The sequence below is a fragment of the Domibacillus sp. 8LH genome (assembly GCF_038806185.1).
Lineage (GTDB): Bacteria > Bacillota > Bacilli > Bacillales > Domibacillaceae > Domibacillus > Domibacillus indicus_A.
On the sequence record NZ_JAVJNG010000014.1, the window covers coordinates 1 to 20,876 of the forward strand.

The 20,876-nt window shown below is 38.5% G+C and carries 22 protein-coding genes and 3 pseudogenes; 18 read left to right on the plus strand and 7 right to left on the minus strand.

The window, feature by feature from the left end; all coding sequences use genetic code 11:
- Window positions 1-414: 414 nt before the first annotated feature.
- Window positions 415-1,203: a PAS domain S-box protein gene (locus RG959_RS15315; protein WP_342797853.1), complete on the minus strand. Its 789-nt coding sequence runs from the start codon at window positions 1,201-1,203 to the stop codon at window positions 415-417.
- Window positions 1,204-1,828: 625 nt separating this feature from the next.
- Here RG959_RS15315 and RG959_RS15320 point away from each other — a divergent pair.
- The 7 genes and pseudogenes from RG959_RS15320 (at window position 1,829) to RG959_RS15350 (ending at window position 6,006) form a co-directional block, all read left to right on the plus strand.
- The gene (locus RG959_RS15320; protein ID WP_342797854.1) at window positions 1,829-2,422 is read left to right on the plus strand and encodes a branched-chain amino acid aminotransferase; all 594 of its coding nucleotides are present in this window, start codon (window positions 1,829-1,831) and stop codon (window positions 2,420-2,422) included.
- Between the two features lie 1,336 nt (window positions 2,423-3,758).
- Window positions 3,759-3,965 (plus strand): annotated as a pseudogene (locus tag RG959_RS15325) (DnaB-like helicase C-terminal domain-containing protein); the annotation flags it as partial.
- A complete protein-coding gene (locus tag RG959_RS15330; protein WP_342797855.1) occupies window positions 3,952-4,128 on the plus strand; it encodes a hypothetical protein in 177 nt (58 codons plus the stop codon). The pseudogene RG959_RS15325 and the gene RG959_RS15330, both read left to right, overlap by 14 nt.
- Window positions 4,125-4,274, plus strand: a complete 150-nt coding sequence (locus RG959_RS15335) for a hypothetical protein (RefSeq protein ID WP_342797856.1) — start codon at window positions 4,125-4,127, stop codon at window positions 4,272-4,274. The genes RG959_RS15330 and RG959_RS15335 overlap by 4 nt, the downstream gene beginning before the upstream one ends.
- Before the next feature lie 392 nt (window positions 4,275-4,666).
- Complete coding sequence (locus RG959_RS15340) at window positions 4,667-4,795, plus strand: hypothetical protein (protein ID WP_342797857.1); 129 nt, start codon at window positions 4,667-4,669, stop codon at window positions 4,793-4,795.
- 180 nt (window positions 4,796-4,975) lie between these two features.
- Complete coding sequence (locus tag RG959_RS15345) at window positions 4,976-5,179, plus strand: sigma factor-like helix-turn-helix DNA-binding protein (RefSeq protein ID WP_342797858.1); 204 nt, start codon at window positions 4,976-4,978, stop codon at window positions 5,177-5,179.
- Window positions 5,180-5,307: 128 nt separating this feature from the next.
- The gene (locus RG959_RS15350; protein WP_342797859.1) at window positions 5,308-6,006 is read left to right on the plus strand and encodes a polysaccharide deacetylase family protein; all 699 of its coding nucleotides are present in this window, start codon (window positions 5,308-5,310) and stop codon (window positions 6,004-6,006) included.
- Window positions 6,007-6,187: 181 nt separating this feature from the next.
- Here RG959_RS15350 and RG959_RS15355 read toward each other — a convergent pair whose 3' ends face one another.
- On the minus strand, window positions 6,188-6,367 hold the full coding sequence (locus tag RG959_RS15355) for a hypothetical protein (RefSeq protein WP_342797860.1): 180 nt from the start codon (window positions 6,365-6,367) through the stop codon (window positions 6,188-6,190).
- A gap of 217 nt (window positions 6,368-6,584) precedes the next feature.
- Here RG959_RS15355 and RG959_RS15360 point away from each other — a divergent pair, with 217 nt between their 5' ends.
- The 5 genes and pseudogenes from RG959_RS15360 to RG959_RS15380 all read left to right on the plus strand — a co-directional run bounded on the left by RG959_RS15360 (window position 6,585) and on the right by RG959_RS15380 (window position 11,740).
- A complete protein-coding gene (locus tag RG959_RS15360; protein WP_342797861.1) occupies window positions 6,585-7,199 on the plus strand; it encodes a stalk domain-containing protein in 615 nt (204 codons plus the stop codon).
- Window positions 7,200-7,472: 273 nt separating this feature from the next.
- Entirely contained in the window at window positions 7,473-7,952 is a 480-nt protein-coding gene (locus tag RG959_RS15365; RefSeq protein WP_342797862.1) for a DUF3942 family protein, read from the plus strand.
- Window positions 7,953-8,094: 142 nt separating this feature from the next.
- Window positions 8,095-8,433, plus strand: coding sequence for a hypothetical protein (locus tag RG959_RS15370; RefSeq protein ID WP_342797863.1), 339 nt, complete (start codon window positions 8,095-8,097; stop codon window positions 8,431-8,433).
- Between the two features lie 227 nt (window positions 8,434-8,660).
- Window positions 8,661-8,984 (plus strand): annotated as a pseudogene (locus RG959_RS15375) (phage terminase large subunit); the annotation flags it as partial.
- Between the two features lie 647 nt (window positions 8,985-9,631).
- Window positions 9,632-11,740 (plus strand): S8 family serine peptidase, encoded by a 2,109-nt coding sequence (locus RG959_RS15380; RefSeq protein WP_342797864.1) that lies wholly within the window; start codon window positions 9,632-9,634, stop codon window positions 11,738-11,740.
- 339 nt (window positions 11,741-12,079) lie between these two features.
- On the opposite strand, the gene RG959_RS15385 is transcribed toward RG959_RS15380, so the two are convergent.
- Window positions 12,080-12,766, minus strand: coding sequence for a toxin regulator (locus RG959_RS15385; RefSeq protein WP_342797865.1), 687 nt, complete (start codon window positions 12,764-12,766; stop codon window positions 12,080-12,082).
- A 493-nt stretch (window positions 12,767-13,259) separates the two neighbouring features.
- Between RG959_RS15385 and RG959_RS25180 the strand changes: the two genes are divergently transcribed.
- Window positions 13,260-13,445: a phage holin family protein gene (locus tag RG959_RS25180; protein ID WP_369335185.1), complete on the plus strand. Its 186-nt coding sequence runs from the start codon at window positions 13,260-13,262 to the stop codon at window positions 13,443-13,445.
- Between the two features lie 49 nt (window positions 13,446-13,494).
- Here RG959_RS25180 and RG959_RS15390 read toward each other — a convergent pair whose 3' ends face one another.
- Complete coding sequence (locus RG959_RS15390; RefSeq protein WP_342797866.1) at window positions 13,495-13,677, minus strand: hypothetical protein; 183 nt, start codon at window positions 13,675-13,677, stop codon at window positions 13,495-13,497.
- A 517-nt stretch (window positions 13,678-14,194) separates the two neighbouring features.
- On the opposite strand from RG959_RS15390, the gene RG959_RS15395 reads away from it, so the two are divergent.
- The 3 genes from RG959_RS15395 (at window position 14,195) to RG959_RS15405 (ending at window position 17,504) form a co-directional block, all read left to right on the plus strand.
- Window positions 14,195-15,427 carry an S-layer homology domain-containing protein gene (locus tag RG959_RS15395; RefSeq protein ID WP_342797867.1) on the plus strand — a complete coding sequence of 411 codons (1,233 nt, stop codon included), beginning with the start codon at window positions 14,195-14,197 and terminating at the stop codon, window positions 15,425-15,427.
- Between the two features lie 110 nt (window positions 15,428-15,537).
- Window positions 15,538-17,247: an S-layer homology domain-containing protein gene (locus RG959_RS15400; protein WP_342797868.1), complete on the plus strand. Its 1,710-nt coding sequence runs from the start codon at window positions 15,538-15,540 to the stop codon at window positions 17,245-17,247.
- Window positions 17,247-17,504: a DUF3006 family protein gene (locus RG959_RS15405; protein WP_342797869.1), complete on the plus strand. Its 258-nt coding sequence runs from the start codon at window positions 17,247-17,249 to the stop codon at window positions 17,502-17,504. Before RG959_RS15400 ends, RG959_RS15405 begins: the two co-directional genes overlap by 1 nt.
- A 99-nt stretch (window positions 17,505-17,603) precedes the next feature.
- On the opposite strand, the gene RG959_RS15410 is transcribed toward RG959_RS15405, so the two are convergent.
- The 3 genes and pseudogenes from RG959_RS15410 to RG959_RS15420 form a co-directional block, all read right to left on the minus strand.
- Window positions 17,604-18,065 (minus strand): CarD family transcriptional regulator, encoded by a 462-nt coding sequence (locus RG959_RS15410; RefSeq protein WP_251270610.1) that lies wholly within the window; start codon window positions 18,063-18,065, stop codon window positions 17,604-17,606.
- Between the two features lie 278 nt (window positions 18,066-18,343).
- Window positions 18,344-18,555, minus strand: a pseudogene (locus RG959_RS15415) (excalibur calcium-binding domain-containing protein).
- 148 nt (window positions 18,556-18,703) lie between these two features.
- Entirely contained in the window at window positions 18,704-19,381 is a 678-nt protein-coding gene (locus tag RG959_RS15420) for a DUF975 family protein (protein WP_342797870.1), read from the minus strand.
- 235 nt (window positions 19,382-19,616) lie between these two features.
- Between RG959_RS15420 and RG959_RS15425 the strand changes: the two genes are divergently transcribed.
- Together RG959_RS15425 and RG959_RS15430 are read left to right on the plus strand one after the other, a co-directional pair.
- The gene (locus RG959_RS15425; protein WP_342797871.1) at window positions 19,617-19,988 is read left to right on the plus strand and encodes a YxiG family protein; all 372 of its coding nucleotides are present in this window, start codon (window positions 19,617-19,619) and stop codon (window positions 19,986-19,988) included.
- Between the two features lie 391 nt (window positions 19,989-20,379).
- Complete coding sequence (locus tag RG959_RS15430; protein WP_342797872.1) at window positions 20,380-20,859, plus strand: immunoglobulin-like domain-containing protein; 480 nt, start codon at window positions 20,380-20,382, stop codon at window positions 20,857-20,859.
- Window positions 20,860-20,876 lie beyond the last annotated feature (17 nt).

Here is a 20,876-nt window from a genome sequence, read left to right on the forward strand (position 1 = left end):
TTATCATAAAACCATATAAAAAATGGTCAACCAGAAATATTTTCTTTTCTGGCTGACCTTATAATACGAACGGGGGCGTTAGTTCAAGAAGACATACAAAAAAGACCAATTTTTTTTCGGTCTTTTTTCTTTGGTTAAAAATTAACAGAGCCTGTTTATTAAACGTACTTATTTAAGCTATGTCATAAACCCGTATTTGGCTGTTCCGCTTATTTACATATAAATGCATACAAAAACAAGTTAAATAAATATAAAAAGGGGATGAAGAAATCCGATATTTGAAAACAGGGATTATGATAAATACATGTAAAATGTTTTTGTTCTCTTATTGAGCTAACAGAACAGGTTGGTTGAAGAGACAAATTCAAAATAAAAAAGCAATGTTTCGTCACATTGCTTCCTAAATTCTTTGCTTTACTTGTTTTCCGTTTGAGTTGGTGAATCCACATTATACTCTACACCTAATAAATGAAGTGCTGCTTTTACAGTTGAAACAGTGGGTGTGGAATTGAAATTTATACCTAGTTGCGCGGCAACTAGAGCTAGTTCGGGTCTTAAACCTGTGACGATAGAACGTACGCCAAGCAATGACAATACAGTAGTAATTCTGAAAATGTATTCCGCTACAATAGAATCTAGATTATATATAGCAGAGAAATCTATAATTAAACACGTTACGTTTTGTTTCTGTACGTTCACTGGAACTTTTTCTAAAACTTGTATTGCTCGTTCTTCATCAAAAGCACCCAACAAAGGAAGTACCGCAATCCCGTCCAATAGCGGAACTAGTGTTGATGATAACTCGTTTATTTGTTTTGAAATTTCTTTTTGTTTTCTCTCAGCTGCTTTTCTGTCTGTTATATCTCTTACATATGTCTGGATAGCTTTTGTATTACCCAGTAACACAGGATGACAGTATAGTTCTACATCAACCGTTGTACCATCCATTCGATATATTGTTTCTTCAATTACATTAGCTGGTCGTTCATAAGCATTTTGTATTCTTTTGTCTATTGCTGATTTGGATGACTCCTTAAAAATATCTAAAGGGCTTGCTCCGATAATTTCTTCTTTTGAAGCCCTAAAGAATATTTCGGCTGCACGATTAACATAGATAATTTTTAGCTGTGAATGAATAATTAAAGGTTCTAAAGCATACTCAATTACTTGTTTGTAATCAATATCTGAAATGTTTTCACTCATAAAAGTCACTCCTGTTGTATGACATCAAAGGTTGTGAAATCCATTATACATCAATTTTGTGACAGCCTGTAAAGAATTGTACTGATACTAACATGTGCTTTAGTTTGAGAAGACATATAAAAAATTAACAAAGCCTGTTTATTAAACGTACTTATTTAAGCTATGTCATAAACCCGTATTTGGCTGTTTAGCTTATTTACATATGAACGCATACAAGGGCAGGTATCATAAAAGCCTAGAGGGGAGCGGATTCGTAGTACATAAATCGAATTAATTTTTTATAAGAAAGAGATCAAACCGCATGAATACAAGGGGTAAGCCGCTAAGGTTACATGTGAGGTATTTAAGAAAGGCTCTGTTGAAGCCTAATGCTGATAAAGCCCAGTTTTTTCTGTGATACGCTGACGACTGTTGATTAATAACGGGTGTTCCTTTGGGAGAAAAATTAGCGTTTTGCTAAAACTGTATTCGTAGTTCTTGTCATCATAATAGGTATTGTGACTATGGTAACTAGAAGTTTTAAATATGCAGGAATAATCCTGCACGGTTACAGATATTTTACCCGTGGTTTATATGCTATGATTGAATGAAACAGGTATGAAAAGATACTAGGAGGACACTCACCATGTTAAAAAAACAAATGGAAATATACATATCAAAAGCTTTAAGGGAGAATAAGGTTGAATTGTTTAAAGAGGAAAAGGAATATGCAGAAAGGCATCACCTGATAAAAGATTTTACTATAGTAGAAAAAGAAAATATTAGCCGCTTTACTGATGCTTATATCGAGCGCTGTAATAAAGAAAACGAAGAGTTGATTTCGGAAGAATCAGCTGCATTTTTATCACAACCGCTTGAATACCTAAAAATTAATAAAAGCGAATTCCTTTACTTCGAATCTTCATGGTTTGAATTAATCGGAGTTGAGACACTTTCATTGGAAGTCGATGATGTGTTCGGAACATACAATGCCTTGTTCGGCTTGAAATTCCAAAAGAAAATGGGGAATGTATTAAAGGCTTACTTAAATAATGAACTCCAAGGAGGGATTGGAACATACAGTTTAATGTTCAACCAAGATGATGGACTATGGGATGTCAATTTTTCCTTGAATAGTGTAGAAGGATTTAAGGAAGAGATGTCTTTGGGCGATGCTTTAAGCCTCATCTATCATTTTCTGTTTATTCTTGTTGAAACAATCGAAGAAGATATGTTGTAATTCATAATGCATTAGTTCAAGAAGACATACAAAAACACCAATTTTTTTTCGGTCTTTTTTCTTTGGTTAAAAATTAACAGGACCTGTTTATTAAACGTACTTATTTAAGCTATGTCATAAACCCGTATTTGGCTGTTCCGCTTATTTACATATAGTATAGGGACAAGTACTAGTATATTAGGTTAGTATCAAAGCACACCCTATCACTATCGGTAAATATCTAATTAGTGAGCAATAAAGTTTTGCCCATCAAGAGGTTTTATTTAATTATTACTTATTCCGGGTGTTTGTTTAGAAACGGCGATATATTAATGTTTTAATGAGTTGCATTTTCTTTGTTAGCTGTAAAAGATCTGTTCCGCACGCAAATCCATTGTCCTGGTGTTTATTTGGAGCTTCTTAAATTTTTTTACTTAAGAAAGCTGCCTATATAATAGAAGGAACAGGTTCAGTTTTTTACCACAAACGATGTTGTAAAGTTACCACGAACTTACCACGAACTCAGGTATATTAGTTCACCTTTATTTATCGAAGAAAATTAAAAGCCTATTATATCAACGTTTATTTTGCATTATTTGTGTTATTTTCATCTCATACATTTTCCGCACACAAGTACATCCTTGGGAGCGCGAACAGTACATGCAAATGGGCTAAGATGGACAAGCCCCTTGAGCCTTATGGCTTCAAGGGGTTTTTCTTTGTTGGGCAAATGGCTGGATCAGGTAGCTTAATAGCTGCTTGCCCATCTTTTTTCTAAGAGTTTTTTGCCCAAAAAGATCCTTAGTATATTCCCCAAAGCGGCCCATTTGCTGTTCGTCCAATTTCTTTGAAAGATGGGCATACACACCAGCTGTTATTTCAATTCCTCCATGACCCAATCATTCCTAGATATACTTTAAATCTGCACAAGCTTCCATTTGTAACATCACACGAGTATATCGAAGTGAATGAATAGGCAACTGAGGGTGATCCATACGTGCCAATCTTTTTGAAAGCATTAAATAATGAAGATTTCGGCATGTAGTTTCCATCATTACGGCAAAGAACTAAATTCAAATCATAGTGATATAAATTGCCAAGTGCTAGCTTGTTCTGATTCTGGTTTTTAAAATGGTCCTGAAGAATGCGTGTTAATGATTTACTAATCGTAATGGTACGTCAAGAGTTATAGTTTTTCGTGTCTCCAAAGAGCTTGTCTTTTGTTTTTTCTTTGAAATCTAAGGTCTTTGATACTGTAATAGTTTGGTCTTTAAAGTTAATATCAGGCCACTGAAGAGCAACAGCTACACCTTTTCGGAGCCCTGTTTCAATTAAGATAAGGAGGAGTCAGTATACATCTAGATCCATTGAGCAGGACGCTGATATCGTATCGTTTTTGTATCGAGACGATTATTACAACAAGGAAAGTGGAGCTAAGAATGTAGTAGAAGCGATTCTAGCCAAATAGCGTAATGGCCTGATCGGTACGGTTGAACTTGCATTTGTGAAGGAATACAGCAAATTTGTAAATCTTAAAAGGAGCTGGAATCATGATCCGGCATGAGGTGTACAAAATGTTGAAGAAGCATCATAAGAATACAGGATGTGTAACGACTCCTGCACAAATGATGTTGGCTGCAGGGGAGGAAACAGAGCGTGCTGCTATCATTGATGCTGTTCATATGTTCAGCAGGTATTTAGATCAACAAAGGGGGAGAACAGCATGAGACCAATTCAAGGTTATGAGCATTTAACAGGTTCTGAACGCAGGTTGTTCATTCAAGCACATCAGAAACACTTATCGTCTTTAACAAGTAAAGAACGTGAGCAGCATGGGCTTGGAAATGTTGTTGAGGTGAAAGCAAGCCCATAACAAGCTGCTATTGATATGCGTTTTTTAAATGGAGAACAGCGGCAATTTACGGAAAAAAGAACTTGGTATTAATAAAATGCAATACCTTTTAAAATATAATAAACATTGTGCAAATTTCAATATAAAAACCAAGGGAAGTGGTTAAGTGATTCCATTCACTGTTTATGGTGAGCCGTCTGACGGGGGTGAAATTATTTTGGACAAAAGTAAGGAGGGGCCAACCTCCCCTCCTACAAATATAGTATCGTCCAGTAATGGGAAATTTTATACATTCAGGAAGGGTGTTTGTAAATATATTGAAGAAAATAGGGGATAGAGCGGCAATTGGAGATCGTTCATCATGACTTGAACACCGGCGAGACTGATAGATTGCAGAAGAAACACCGATCCCGATGATTTTTGAAAAGGTAGAAAGTATCGGCGTGGTTGTCGGTATGCTGCTGGATGCAAAAGAAAAAATGTTGTCTGGTGACGTAATGGAAACAGCCAAAAAGAAGGATAGTTTGGTACAGTATAACTAAATAAATACGCTTATTGGAAACCCCAAGGGCATTGAACAGACGAGGAAACCTGTGTGCTGTTTAGTGTCCTTTTTTATTTGCTTAAATGGATGGTGTCCGGCCGAAATCCTGACACGAGACGCAGGGCTGATCGAACAAGGGCTTATACATTGGATCCTGCTATTCTGGGTGTGTTGCCAGTTGCACCCGCTTATAAAGCAATTGCAAGAAGAATTAACATTACTGGAGAAAGAAATCATTGAGGATGTGTTATGCACATTAACGAAGCGTGAGAAAGGTGTGTTTATGCTGGTAAAAGTAGAAGAAATCACATTTGAGTATACGGCAGAATTGTTGGGGCTCACTAAATTATCTGTTCAGACGTACTTAGAGAGGGCAGAATGAAAAACCGAACAAAGAAAACACTGCAGCCTTTTTCTTGAGAAGGGCTTTATTTATTTTGGCTTTGTTTAATAGCTTCATTTAGAATTATAATATTGTATTAACAAACTATTAGAAAGTAAGGTTTGATTATGAAAAAGAAATTAATATTTATTGGATTAGGAATCCTCTTGGTATTTCTTTTGTTGCTTGGTACTTACAAATTAATGAATGCTAGAACATACCAGTTATTTGGTGGTTTAACCGAGCAGGTGAAGACAAATCAAAAAGTAGTTGCTTTAACCTTTGATGATGGCCCTACAAAGAGCGTAAATGAAATTCTTCCACTATTGGAAAAATACAATGCAAAGGCCACTTTCTTTCTAATTGGTAAAGACATTAAAACATATCCAGATGGGGCTAAAGGGATTGTGGAAGCAGGACATCAAATTGGAAATCACACTTACTCTCATAATCGAATGGTTTTCAAGAAATCTTCTTATATTAAAGAAGAAATTGAAAGAACGGATCAACTAATTCGAAAAGCCGGATATAAGGGTGAAATTGACTTCAGGCCGCCTAATGGGAAAAAGCTTATTGGACTGCCGTATTATTTAAATAAACACAATAGAGACACTATAACTTGGAACGTTGAACCCGACAGCTATTATACGACTGTTTCTGAAAAAGTGGATTACGTGAAACAAAATATTAAACCAGGTTCGATTATCTTGTTACATCCGATGTATGATGGCAATGGAGAAGAACTTCAAACAATCGAGGGGATTTTAGAAGCACTCTCAGACAAAGGGTACAAATTTGTAACTGTTAATGAACTTCAGGAATTGTAAATGCAATATCAAGCACATAAAAAGCACCTTAAATGGTGCTTTTTGTCGTACAGTTGCCGTATATATGAAAGCGTAAAAAATAAAACCCTGTCACATGACAGGGTTAAATAATTTTCTTCATGCCGCAATTCTGGTACTCACGAAGAAAGATCATACAAAACTTTCTTAGAAGGCTTTTTATTTAGAAGTATGTATTAATCTTGTCTACTGTCAAAAATGCGATCAGGATAGCCGCACTAAAATTAAATAAGGCTACTTTCTTGTTTCCAGTTCTAATTAAAGTATAGACCCCCAAAAAAGCGTTTGTCAGAGTGAATAAAATCATAGCCGATAAGGCGATCACCTGAATGGTTGGCATCATAAGTATCTCTCCTAAAACCATGTAATGAATACATTATAATCCATATTGGCCTTTATTGGGTAGGGGTTTTAAGGAGGCTATTCTCATACACTAAAATCAGGGACTCCATTCTTATTTGCAGCTATAGAGGAAAACTAATATAGGAAGGGAGAAAGCAGGAAAATGTCTCCTTTTGTTGAAATAGTAAAGTGCAAAAAATTTAGGGGGCGTTAAGGTTATGAAAATTAGTAAAAAGAGTTTAATTAGTGGTGCATTGGGATTATCTTTGTTATCGGGTGGAATAGGCGTTTACGCGGGGACAGTTATTGATCAATATAAAACTCCACGAGGCAACATTGCTACGGTGGAAAAAGAAGATGTACATAAAAATCGTATAGCCCTAAAAGTAAACGGAAAAGCTGTGTCTAAGAGTACATGGTACTCAAATAATACAACCTATGTTCCAATTCGTGATGTTGCTGAAATGTTGGGAGCAAGCGTGAATTACAGCTCTGCGACAATGTCAGCGGATATCATTACTTCTTCAAAATTGTTAACGCAATTGGGCATAAAATTACAAGTTCCTTACTATGGTACTTATTATGAGGCATACAACGGTCTGCGAGGGGACATTCAATTAAAAATGACTGCTTTCAATCCAACCACTAATACGTTTGAAGGACAATTAACTGTTAGGTCTTCTGTAAATAAAGTGACCGGGAAACTTTCAGAAACTAAAATGACTTTTACTGATGTAAAAACAGGCTATGTCTATGATCTTAATTATAAGGCATCTGAAAGTAAATATGTTGGTTCCCAGGGTAACACCGATATTACTATCTCTCTTAAATAAAGTTATTAAGAGATTATTTAACGGTGAAAAACCTGAACACAGTCCTCGAAAGAAAGGGCTAAAAGCATAAAATATTTATTGCAGTAAAATATGAAGGAAATAATCATAAAGCACCTGTATATAAGGTGCTTTTTTCTTTGCTTAAAACAACCTTGGAGGTGGTAATGTGAAGTGGCGAACTGGGATGCTATTGGATCAGAAGTGATGCTTAAATCGATTTCTTGTTTTGTTTCCATTGGTGCTGCTCACTCTTTCTTATGAAGTCACTTGAACATGATAATAAATTTTGTGTCTAGTGAAGGGCAGGAAATTATCTCCTTTTGCCGAACTTATGATTATAAAACAGCAGAAGGAGTGATTCGTTTGAGTTTTCAAGATATTTTTGCCGGGAAAGTTAAAGAGCATCTGGTTGAAGATCCTGATAAAGCTGTTTTAAAGAAAGAATTTAAAGAGGTGTTATTCCCGTATCTCTCTGAATTAAACAGTAAAATAGGTTCTGAAGAGAACAGAAGTTATAGCTTTAGGATGTCACCTGAAACAGGCGGGAAAATTAGAATTAAAGATGTGGAACTACATATTAAGGTAAAACAAAGTACGAACAAAATAAAAATTCTTCAGCATCAAAAAGAACTATATTTAGACGAGCTCATTGTTAAGAACGGCAAGCTTTTTAGCGAGAGGCATGATGAAGAATTTAAAATAGAACATTTAGAAGGGTATTTAGAAAAAACTTTTGCACCTGTCATATTTTAATTGGCCCCCTTTTAGAATGACGGTTTTATATCTGAGTACTGTTAGTTTTTAAAGATAGGAATAGAAAACGGTATTAAGTAAAAAGGCTCCTGGGAGGGGCCTTTTTATTGTGGAGAAACAATGGAGGTGGTGGTGATGTGAAGTGGAGAACTGGGATGACATTAGATCAGAATGGGAAACAACAAAGATCACGCTTGCTGCATTAGCGGAAAAGCATGGTATAAAACTCGGTACCTTAAAAAACCGGAAAAGCCGTGAAGGATGGTCGAGGAATCCTACGAAAAAGGATGCAACCAAAAGTGGAAAGGTTGCAACCATTCAACAAAAGGATACAACTGAAAAAAGTAAGGGCCTCAACGAAAGAGAAGCGGAAACTCACATCCGAATAACCAATTTACAAAACGGAACAAGGCTGCTGAGAAGCATGCGTTGTTCTCCAGGTTCCTGCCAGATGAAACAAAAGAGATCATGGATGCAATGACCGATCTTTCTGCCGCTGATTTGATACGGCAGCAGATACAGATCCAATTTGCTGCAATCATCCGTTCTCAACAAATTATGTGGGTTGAAGATAAAGATGAAATGATCAAAGAGATTAAGAAGACCGAAACTTATTCGGATGATAATTCAACTTTAGAAAAGCAGGAATGGGAGTTTCAATTTGCCTGGGATCGGCAGGCTACCTTTTTAAACGCTCAATCTCGAGCGCTGGAAGAACTCCGCGACTTTTTATTTGATTGGTCCATTAAATTTCAGTTTCTTGTCGGCGGCTATGGCAGCAGCAAGAGCTATCATGTAGCTTTAAAAAATATTTTGAAGCTGCTAGAAGAAAAACGAACGGCTTTGATTGTCCGTGAAGTTTATGATACACGCCGTGAATCCACATTTTCTTTACTAGAAGAACTGGTTATCGATTTGGGCTTGGAGGATCACATTAAGTGGATGACATCTCTTATGCAGATTCGCTTTCCGAATGGCAGCAAGATTATATTCAAAGGAATGGACAAGCCAGCTAAGTTAAAGTCTATTAACCTGCTTGTACCATTCATTAGTGACGGAGAATATGCGCTGCTTCATGCGCATATTCTGGTCATTGCAGAGCACAAGAAAGGGAATCATTTAATAAGATAAGTGTATGTGATCCGACTTCTGCGCACTTGCTGGGACCGGATATATAGTCTCCTTCAATATCCATCCTTGCTGAAGTTAGATTACTATCCAGCTCTTCTGGTCTGGATATGCTGATTTATAAATATAATGCATCTACTCAAAAAAGGGAGAAATACTGACGAAAAGAAAAAATCCCAAAAAAGTACAGTGGAACGAAATAGAACTACTTACAAATCATCTTCAAAGGAACCTTTATAGAAGCTTCGTAGAAAAACAGGGCTTGTTTCCAAAAAATAATTAATAAAAAGATACTCAAAAAGAATAACTTAGTTAGAAAGAGGAGGCTGAATTAGATACTACCAGTTATTATTTTTTATTTTTAGATACGTCTTTTTAGGGTTTCATTACTTTCTCAAGCAGGAATGAAATAATGGGGTATTTTTCCGGATTATATGATGAAAGGGAGTAGTGAATTGAAAAACTTCGTCTGCGGAGTAATAGGTATCGGGTTGTGGCTGTCAATTCACGGAAACTATCCGGTCTTTGCTGATAGTAATGAGGAAAAACAAATGCTTATTATTTTTGATGAGAAAGCCAGTCAGCAAGAGATTGACAAAACGGTAGAGAGTGTAGACGGTGATGTGATAGATGCATTTGAGCAAGTGGCGGCCGCATCTATTGAAATACCAGAAGATTCAATCGATGACCTCCAGAAATCTCCTTCTGTAAAGCATGTAGAGGAAGATATTCTCATTCATCTGAGCGAACAAATAGAAGATTGGGGTATTCAGGCCACCAATATACCTTCTGCCTGGAATTCTGGTTTTACAGGTCAAGGGGTTAAAGTAGCGGTGATTGATTCGGGTATCGCACCGCACAGTGATTTGGCGGTTGCAGGAGGGGTATCAACGGTTGGCTATACCACTTCCTACAACGATGATCAAGGTCATGGAACACATGTGGCTGGTATAATCGGCGCACGAAACAACAACTTCGGTGTAAAAGGGGCGGCTTACGAATCGGAACTTTACGCTGTAAAAGCGTTTGATCAAAATGGTGAAGCGTATTTGTCTGATTTGATCGAAGGAATCGACTGGTCCATTTCAAATGGAATGGACATCATTAACTTAAGTTCAGGCACTCAAATAGAATCCGCTGTATTACACTCTGTCATTGACCGAGCTTATGCAAGCGGCCTGCTTATAGTTGCAGCTGCCGGAAATGATGGAGCGCCAGATGGACTAGAAGATACAGTGGACTTTCCGGCGCGTTATTCGTCGGTTATTGGAGTCGGCGCCGTAGATAGCTATTTTAATCGAGCTCCTTTTTCATCTACAGGGCCAGCTGTCGAGGTAGCTGCTCCCGGCGTAAGAATTCTAAGTACCTATTTAGGGAACCAGTACGCTTATATGAGTGGCACTTCCATGGCAGCACCTTATGTAACAGGGGAACTGGTTTTATTGAAACAGGCTTACCCACGGCTTACCAATGAAGAATTGCGCCAGGTACTAATTGAGCATACAAGGGATTTAGGCTCAGCAGGAAGAGATCCGTTTTTTGGCTATGGTTTCATTCAGGCTTCTTCCTTCACAGAGCCTACAGAATTTGAGGAAGAGAATCCATTGACCGGTATAAACCTCAGTCAAAGTTCCCTCTCGGGAATGCCGGGAGATACCCTCAATGTCATAGCATCTGCGATATTTAAAAACGGCGAAGTCCAGAATGTGACGAATGCGGCAACGTGGTCATCGGCTAACACCGCTGTGGCAACGGTTCAAGACGGAAGAGTGGAACTGAAAGGTTATGGCAGCACAACAATTACAGTGACATACGAAGACCAATCCGCTGTGATCATTGTAAACGTTCCAGCTCCAGAGCCAGAACCGAATCCTGTTGTCAACCTTGAAGTCAACCAAACAATTCTAGTAGGGCAGCCAGGAGATGCTATTAATGTCACAGCATCCGCCACCTACAAAAATGGTGATAGGCAAAATGTGACGAATGAGGCAGCATGGTCATCGGCCAACACGGCTGTTGCCATGGTCGAGGACGGAAGAGTAGAGTTCACCGGCTATGGCAGCACAACCATCATGGTTACGTATGAGGGTCAATCAACTATGATTGTGGTCAATAGCCCAGAGCCGCTGCCAGAATCAGAAACAGGTATTCATTCTTTCCAGGACGTTTCTTCCTTTTATGCTCCGGCCGTAGAATATTTGGTTCGTAATCAAATTACCCAGGGTTTATCTCGGACAGAATTTGGTGTTCAGAAGGATATTATCCGTGCAGACGCTGCCATTTGGTTAGCTAAAGAACTAAATTTAAACATGGAAAGGGCAGAGGAATCTGGCTTTGTGGATGTACCGCCAAGGGCTGCAGGGGCCGTAAATGCGCTGAAACAAGCAGGGATCATTGGTGGGAAAACAGCAACCAGATTCGGTGCCTCTGATCCGCTGACACGTGGGGAAGTTGCTCTTATTTTACAGCGGGCTTACAACCTCACAGGAGACGGAAGGTCATCTTCTTTTACGGATGTGTCTTCTCGTTACAAGGAAGCTGTGGATGCATTGGTTGCAAATAATATCACATCTGGTTACACCGCAACGCAATTCGGGGTTGCCCGTAATATTACCCGCGGTCAGCTGGCCATTTTCCTCTATCGATTGTCGTCTAAATAACGTTTATAGGAGTACCCAGATTAAACTGGCATAAAAGCATTCGTGCTTTTGTGCCAGCTTTTCTTATTGTTAAACTTTTGTGGAAAAGTAAGAATAACGTGGCTTTTACTCTCCATTGAAAATGGCCAGGCGAAACTGTTATGGCCTAAAGATGAATCGGTAGTAAAGGCTGAAAAGCTTAGTGCCCATGTGTAGGAAGGGAATTTAGAAGAGGAAACAGAGGACATTAAGGAAAAAGCCAGAGTGATTAAAGAGCAGCTGCTTAAGCGAAATGACGAAAGTAATTAAAAAAGGCCGTGTCAGCATAACAGCTGATGCGGCCTTTGATTTTGCAAATCATTATTGCTCAATTTTGTCAATAAATATACTAGGGATAGTAATATCCCCACCCATTGTAGACTCATAAGTTAACAGACCATTCGATGTTCCCATCACAGTAATTAAATCATCTTCTAATATTCTAGAATTGGTAATGTAGGAATCGTAAGCACCAAAAAGTATGGTGTCATAATCTTCGTTAACAGCAATCCTTACTTGGACTTCTCCATCGCCTTCCATTACCTGAACAACTTTGCCATAAAATTTAACTTTCTCACCGATATAATCATCAGGTGTTCTAGCTAATTGGTCATAAGTGATACCTGTCTCGTAACCTCTTTTTTCTTCTTCTTCAGCTTTTCTTTGAGCTTCAGCAGCGGCGGCAGCCTCAGTCTCAGCTTTTTTCTTCGCAGCAGCTTCTTCAACAGCTTTTTTAGCGGCATCTTTAGCTTTTTGTTCTTCAACCTTTTGCTGCTGTTCTTTTTCTGTTAGCTCAAACCATGGCTGTGCCTCTTCGACTTTCTGTTCTAATGTGGTGATTTTAGTGTCCTGATCCTTGATGGTTTTTTCACTTTCATCAAGTTTAAGTTGTAAAGCAGCTACCTGATCTTCTTTTTCAGATACAGAACTTAAATTCGTGACCAGTAAAATAGTCACCAAGATAAAAGCACCGAGCAAAACCATAACCTTTTTGTTTTTCCAATCCACTTATGTATGTACCTCCATCTAAAATAGTTCTCCCAGACTAAATCAACGATATTTTCAATTCTAAAATAGTAAATTTATAATTGAAAAAACAACTTCTTTATTATGCTATAAAAAACTAGGAGTTTCTACATAATTTCCCTTGACATAACGCTGAAAATAATGTATTTAAACATAATTATTACCATTTGCAAAAATAGATTTACGCATGAGTATGTTCCTGTATGAGTAAAGGATTTTTTTAAAAGGGGCAGGGATGGAAGTTATATTGCTGGTGTTGTCACTTTTTTCTTCGTTACTCGAGTAACTTCCGCATCCAGTATTTATCGCTAATAGAGGTTGAAAAGATTGGAGCTTACGTAAAGAAAGCAGAACGAAGAGATTCTCTTCGTTTTTCAAAAAACAACGAGAGAAAAAGGGATGAGCTATCTCTAGTGAGACCAAACATGTAGCAATACGAGCGCTGCCTCGAGTAAAAGTGTATTGTAACCGCATTATGTGTGCCTGGAAAGCAGGACGACTGCACAGTCGGACAGTATTATATGGCTATGCTAGAAAAGCGCGCGTGTTTATGGTGATAATTGCAGCTAATAGTGCAGACCAGACTTTCGGAGTAGACGGCGCGCTTGCTGTGAATAGTAGGAGTTCCGGATCCGCTATGTGTAACGGGAGCTTTTTTTGAAAAAAGTTTAAAACACAAGGATAGAATTAATTAATCATATTACATGCTGCTAAAGAAAAGGGGAATCAATATAGCGATTTTGCAGAAATACCAAAACAACCAGAGGAAACTCCAATAAAGTCACCGCCAGAGACACCGATACAGCCGCCAGTGGAAGCACCGACAAAGTCACCAGTAGAGCCGCCAGCTGAAGCGCCGGCAAAACCACCGGCAGAAATGCCCGTTGAGCCACCAGAAGAAACACCCGCAAAAAATAAATAACTATTTTAATTTGATTCTTTTAAGCCCGCTGTCTGCTATGGATGGTGGGCGTTTTTTGTGGAGCAAGGGATCGATTATTGATTAACTTCTTTCTTATATCGTGTCTTTAATGAAAGATAATCTTATCTGGGAAAAGAGCAGACACAGCCAGACATAAGTATTTTTTGACCATCTCTTTAAATTTTCCTTCCTTTGATTTATATAGGATTATGTATTCGATGACAGTATACAAAAAAAGTAGTTTAGAAGAAAAAGAAAGCAGGGTGTTGATGAACATGTTTCCTTGCAAAATATAACTGGCGAATTTGCAGCGGTTAATGAAACTTATATTTAATTACCCGAATTGATGCTTGTACTTTCCAATATTATGATTTTTAACAATTATTTTTAAAAAATAATATAAATTGTAACAATAATAGGTATTTAAACTCATTGAACTCCACGTATTCTAAGGTAATATATTGTAAAATTGATAAGGAGAGTATAGTTTGAAAAAATTTATCACATCATTGTTTTTGACACCGTTGCTTTTTTCGCTTGTTTTGTTAGTGTCAGCTTTTGCCTCGGCACAGGAAAATGTGACAGAGAAACCAGAATGGGAAGTTCCAGCTGAGATTTACAATATTTTACGAGAAAGAGCAGGAATGACTGTTTACACTCATACGCACAAGCCGGTTGATTTTAATAATATGAAGTATGGGTTTACTAAAATTTATGAGCAAACTCCTAATTATATTATCGCCCGGCCTCATAATACAAAAGATTACATGCTTGTAAGTAAAGATGGATTTTATGCTGCTTACACATCAAAAGAAAAAGGGGCAGCTGTTGACGCTGAAAATGGTTCGATACTTTGGCGTACACTGAGAAATTATGCCTTTGAAGATATTTGGGATGAAGATAACCAGTATGGCTATTTTCATTTCGGCCAGCCAAGAGCAACGCATTTAGTTGGCGATGTATTTTTAAATGAAGATTTTCTAATTCCAGAAGGCACAACAGTGTATGAATTTGCTGTGTCTGATTTTGATTGGTATAAACAATTGCCAGTGGATCTGCTGAAAGTCGGCGAAACTAATGTATTTTCAGGATGGGGTTCAGTAAATGGCGTTGAGCTTGATGAAGAAGCAAGATATCATATGCGCGGTGTGCTCTTTTTAACGTCTGGCGGCACGCCAAAATTGAGTTACGATCCGTACAGACTACATTGGAAACTGGAAAATTGGCTGTATCCAGCATTTATCGATGTTCGAAAAGATCATTGGGCACGTGAAAATATTACATGGGCATTCCGCACGGGAATGATTCAAGGGTTCCCAAATGGCCGGTTCCAGCCACTTTCTTTACTGAAAGAATCTGACTTCACTGTAATTGCGGCTAAATATTTCGGATTTAAGCCAGGTGCTACATATGGTCACCGGGCACAGCAATATTACGATTTCTTTAAACCATACAATCTGCCGCTTAAAGGGTACACGAATGATACTGCGAAAAACGGTACCGTAACACGCGGCCAATTGGCACAGGTCATTGCGGCTTCTCAGGGAGCTGCTTATGGACCATATTCAGCAGTCGGATTTATGTATAAAAATAATCTTTCTTCTGGTACAACGGGGGTTAAAACATTTGAAGACTATCACTTTAATGAGCCGTTAACCCGTGCTCAAATCTCTGCTTTCTTCCAGCGCATGGAGGCAGCAGGTATGACTGCATTGAAGTAAACGAGAAACCGCCAAGCTATTTGGCGGTTTTCTCTTTAAATCGAAATACCGACACCTAAAGAAGTAATTTAAAGACATAAACAGGTTGGTAAATGAGGGAGGAAGATTAGTTGAAAAAGTCATTAGCTTTATTATCAAGCATAGTTTTTTCGCTTGGCATTGCGGCTCCGCTAGCTCAGGCAGCAACATTTAAAGATGTTTCTGAAAGTTACAGATTCTATGAGGACATTAATTATTTATCCAATACAGGGATTATTTCCGGTTTTCCAGATGGCCGGTTTATGCCTGATACGCAGGTAACCCGTGCTCAGGCGGCGATTATGATTGGCCGTGCATTTGATGTAGATGGTACGAAGCGATCGACAGTCTTTGATGATGTAAGCCCATCCAGTGTCGCGTCCGGTTATATTGCACAGTCGGTAGAAGGGGGAATTATTAGCGGTTTCCCAGACGGAACATTTCGTCCTAATGAGCCGGTTACCCGGGGACAGCTGGCGATTTTGCTGACACGTGCTTATGAATTGACGGAAGAAGCACCAGTAACGTTTAAAGACGTATCAAAGAATTCAGCAGCTTATTCTTATATCGGTAAGATTATTGCAGCCGGTATTACACAAGGCTTCCCGGATAATACATACCGTCCTGATACAGTAGTGAAACGCGGCGAATTTGCGGCGTTTATGTCACGCGCCATAGATGCCGCAGACACTTCTGAGCCATTGCCGGAAGGACCTGCTTTATACGTGGATTTCTTGAATGTTGGCCAGGGGGATGCCATTTTTCTTGCATTCCCAAATGGGCAGACGATGATGGTGGATGCTGGCCGGTGGGATGCGGACATTAGGGAAGCAGTTAACGGATTTGGTCCTGGCTTTGCGGTTGATACTTTTGTGGCTACTCATCCAGATGCTGACCATATTGGTGGGGCGGATACTGTGATTAAAGATTTCGGTGTGAAAACCGTCATTGATTCCGGCCAGGATCATACGACAAATACGTATCTGGATTATCTGGCAGCCATCCAGGCGTCAGGTGCCGACTTTAAGGTAGCAGAAGAAGGCCAGGATATTTCGCCGGATCCATCTGTTTCAGTGAAGGTACTGCACGCAGACAGCCAGGCAGCGGATCTTAATGAAGGATCAATTGTTCTTAAGGTGAGTTATGGTGATGCTGACTACTTATTAACAGGTGACGCCGGTATTGAAGTAGAAAATGAAATGATGGCTAAATACAATCTGGATGCAGAAGTATTGAAAGTTTCACATCATGGATCTTCAACGGGAACCTCAGCAGCCTTTTTAGCTGCCGTTAACCCAGGTGATGCGATCTTGTCTTACGGGGAAGGAAACATATATGGGCATCCTCATTCTCAAGTGCTAAACCGCCTGCTTGATTATGGTGTGGATGTATGGAAAACACCAGAAGGCAGCATCGAAACGTGGACAGAAGGCCAGGAGATTCATTTCACACAAGGGATTGATGTACCGCCAACTGTAGAGGATCCAGCGGAAGGAAGCAGCCCAGTCGAAATTGCCAGCAAAGATTTGAGTGGGGAAACAGTGGGCATCAAGAATAGCGGCTCTAGCAGCGTAGACATGTCGGGATGGAAGCTTGTCAGTGTTCAAGGAAACCAGATATATACATTTCCAGATGGCTATATCCTCGGAGCAGGGAAGACCGTTTACGTGACTTCAGGGCCCGACGCAAGAGAGCAGCTGCCAACGTATCTGAAATGGACAACCTCTAACATATGGGCCAATATCGGAGATCCAGCACAGTTGTTTGATTCAAATTGGGAGATCGTGAGCGTGATGGATTGATGAGAAACGGTATTTATACGATTGATTCCATTGAAAAAGGCCAGGCGAAGCTGTTATGGCGTGAAGATGAATCGATTGAAGAGCTGGTAGAGGCTGAAAAACTCGGAACTCATGTAAAGGAAGGGGACTTGATTGAAATCGAGTCTCTGCCAGAAGGACTCCAAGTTGAGCTTTTAGAAGAGGAAACAGAAAGTATTAAGGAAAAAGCTAGAGCAATTAAAGAACAGTTGCTCAAGCAAACTGAAGAAAAGAAATGAAAAAAGCCGTATCAGTTATTTACTGATACGGCTTTCAGTTTGTAGAAAAAGTCTTCATTTTGAAGACGATGTCTGCAAGCTTTTTTATTATATATATTTTTAGCCAGCGGTTTTTACCCGGCTAAGCCGATCTTGTAATAAGTCTTTCGCCTGTGGCTGCGTCATGCTGTTACTTAGCTCAAGTTCACTGACAAGAAACTGCATTGCATCGCGGAGCATTATTTTTTCGTTTGAATTTAATGGTTTCTCCTTTTGGATCATAACCAAATCGCGGATAACCTCAGCTCCATCTTTCGTCATACCCGTTTTCATTTTGTCGGTGTTGATCTTAAATCTTTGTTTATATGTTATAGACCGATCAATTTCTCCCTGCCCGAACATGTCCATGACTTGCTCAATCGCCGTCATGTTCAATACGAGCCGCATCCCATAGTCGCTCACTTTCGTGATTGGAATCATTACCTGCAGTTTCTTAAGAGGAAAAGCCATAATGAAATATTGCTGTGTTTTCCCTAGAATTTCTTTTTCCTCAATGGCTTCAATTACGCCTGCCCCATGCATTGGATATACAATCTTGTCACCAATCTCAAACAAACTAATCCACCTCCATGGATGATTCCTTTCTTGAGATTAACACAATATGAATTTTTATTCAAATTTTATATAATATCATATTTCATTTTTTATTGTCAATATGTTTTCTTTCTGGAAAAAGACTGCTTACTCGTAAGCAGTCTGGGAGTGTAGATGAAGTAAAAAAGCAGGTGTTTGTCCACAGTCTAAAAGCCATATCAGTTATTTACCGATACGGCTTTTTCCCATAGAGCATTGTTTACTTTTTATCTTTTGCAAGCAATACCATCTTTGTCCCGATCTTTATCTTTGTTAGCATTATAAAGAGCAGAGGATACATACGGCTTATAGTTTGTTTTCCCGCCTTTATTTTTCGCTTTAGAATCATAGCCACGCCACCTTTATACGACTTGTTTAAAATCGAGTCTCTTCCGGAAGGACTTCGGGTTGAACTTTTAGAAGGGGAAACGGAAAGCATTAAGGAAAAAGACAGGGCGATTAAAGAGCAGCTGCTTAAGAGAAGTGAAGAAAACGAGTGAAGGAGAATCTCTTCATTTTTTTAGAATACCAACACTTAAATTTAATAGAGTCAAAAAAAAGAACTTCGGGTGAAGTTCTTTTTTTGATTAAGACGTAACCGTTTCTGGTGCTGAAGTATTCCGTTTTGCGGCAGCTTCTGAATAAAATACGGCAAGAGATGCTTGAACGTAAGGGAAAAGCCATAAAAATCCGATACCGAATGTAAGGAGGGACAAAAATCCCCAAACAATAAAGCTCAGCCAAAGTGTAAAATACTGATTTTTTAAACCGTCCATCATTTTACGGCTTTCTGTGATAGCTTCGTTAACTGTATAAGTAGGATGATCTTTTAAGATAAAATAAGTCTGTGAGTACGAAAAGCCTTTAATAATCCCTGGTACGATAAGCAAAAGTGACCAAAGAAAAGTTAACAAAAGCATCCAATAGCAGGCAATAATTGTTTTGAAAGAAGTCCGACCGTGTTTATAAATCCCAAATACATTTGAAAGAGATGGGTTCTCTTTTCGGGAAATAGCTAGATAAAACCATAAAGAAGCGACCATAAAAGGAGTGAGTAAAATCGAAAGAACGGTGCTAAATACATCAGAAGCAACTGGTGTACTTGTCGTATACATCCATGCTTCAAACCCGCCTGATAAATAAATTTCTACGGCAGTAGGCAGAAGGACAAACAATAATCCTGATATAAAGGTAAGTAAAAGTGCTTTGCCCCAATGTCCTGCAAGACCTTTTCGTGCCTCTTTTTTAATGTCTTTATTTCTCATAAAGTAATAGTTCTCTCCTCATTTTTTAGTATACAAGCAACTTCAAGCACAAAAAAATTATCATATCAGAAGTGTAAAGGAATGACAATGGATTTTAAATTTAGGAAATATGTAAAAAACAATTACTATTTCATGTGGTCCAACTGTCGAGTTGCAACCGCTATATTATTCATTTAAAAAAGCAATATTTAGGTTTAAGTGCTTTAATAAAAGAAAAATGATAGAAGGTGAAAGAGTGACTCGTTTGCAAGATTGTTTAAATAGCTTATGGGCAAATATCATTGAAAAAATGGACACGGATATTTTCAGTCATACAATTGCGTTTCAAACAAAGGAAATTGAGCATGAAACGGTTCATAATCATCAATTAAGATTTGAACAAGTATCGTCATTTTACTTCCTTGAAGGTGCTGGTAAGGAAAGATTTCATTTGTTAGAAACAGAAGAAGACAATTACTTAGAATTAACCTCCATTCACTATTATCCAGAAGGTATCGGATCAATTTCAATTCAGTCAGAGAAGGAAGAATGGGCAAAACAATATCTTTCAAGTGCTAATTTTCCCATAGAAATTTGGGGTTCCATACTGTTCGTGGAAGCCAAATAAGTAGTGATTAACCATACAATTTTTAACGTGGAGTACCCTTTACAATAAAAAAGAAGGGGTAATCATGCAAACAATAATTAACTTGTTCATAGGAATAACTATAGGCTTTGTACTAGGTGGGAGAATGGGTGTACTAATAGGTTGGGTTGCTGGGCTGCTTATAAGCATCGTGGGGCAGTTAGATACGATTATTAAAAAATTAGATTCATCAAGGACAGATACAGAGAAGACTAAGAGTTGACAGTCTTCTCTGTTCAACAGCTCAACAGCTTTGGTCAAGAGCCGCTTAATTTGGGGGATAGTGTTGTTCATTTATATGAACGAATTGTTGAGTAATCTCGGTTCTTTAAAATGGAAATATATGCTATTGTTACTGGGGAGAAGTAATTTTATGAGTAATCGTACGATACTTATTTTCTTTTTAGCAATTTTATCTTTTGCATTAGCTTCTTGTCAGCAAGAACCAGAACGAACCAAGTCAAAGAATCAAGAAAATATTCCTTCGTCTGCCAAGGGTATAACCATTAAGCTTGAAAAAGAACAATACCTCACGGAGGATACAGAAGCCGTACTTACCCTGCACAATGATAGCGAAACAACATTCCTTTATGGGCGAGAGTATTTATTGGGAAAAAACATAGATGGCACATGGTACGAGATCGAATTCAATGAAAGGATAGGATTTACTGCTATTGGTTACAACCTTGTTCCAGGCCAAAATATTTTCGAAACGATTTCGCTCGATATTTTCAATGAAGAGCTGTCTGCTGGTCATTATCGACTTATTAAAGAATTTAGCGAAGCTGAGAAAGAATACAGTCCAGAAAACAAGATCATAATTGCTGCTTCTTTTAAGTTAGTTGAACCATGATATCCAACCATATGATG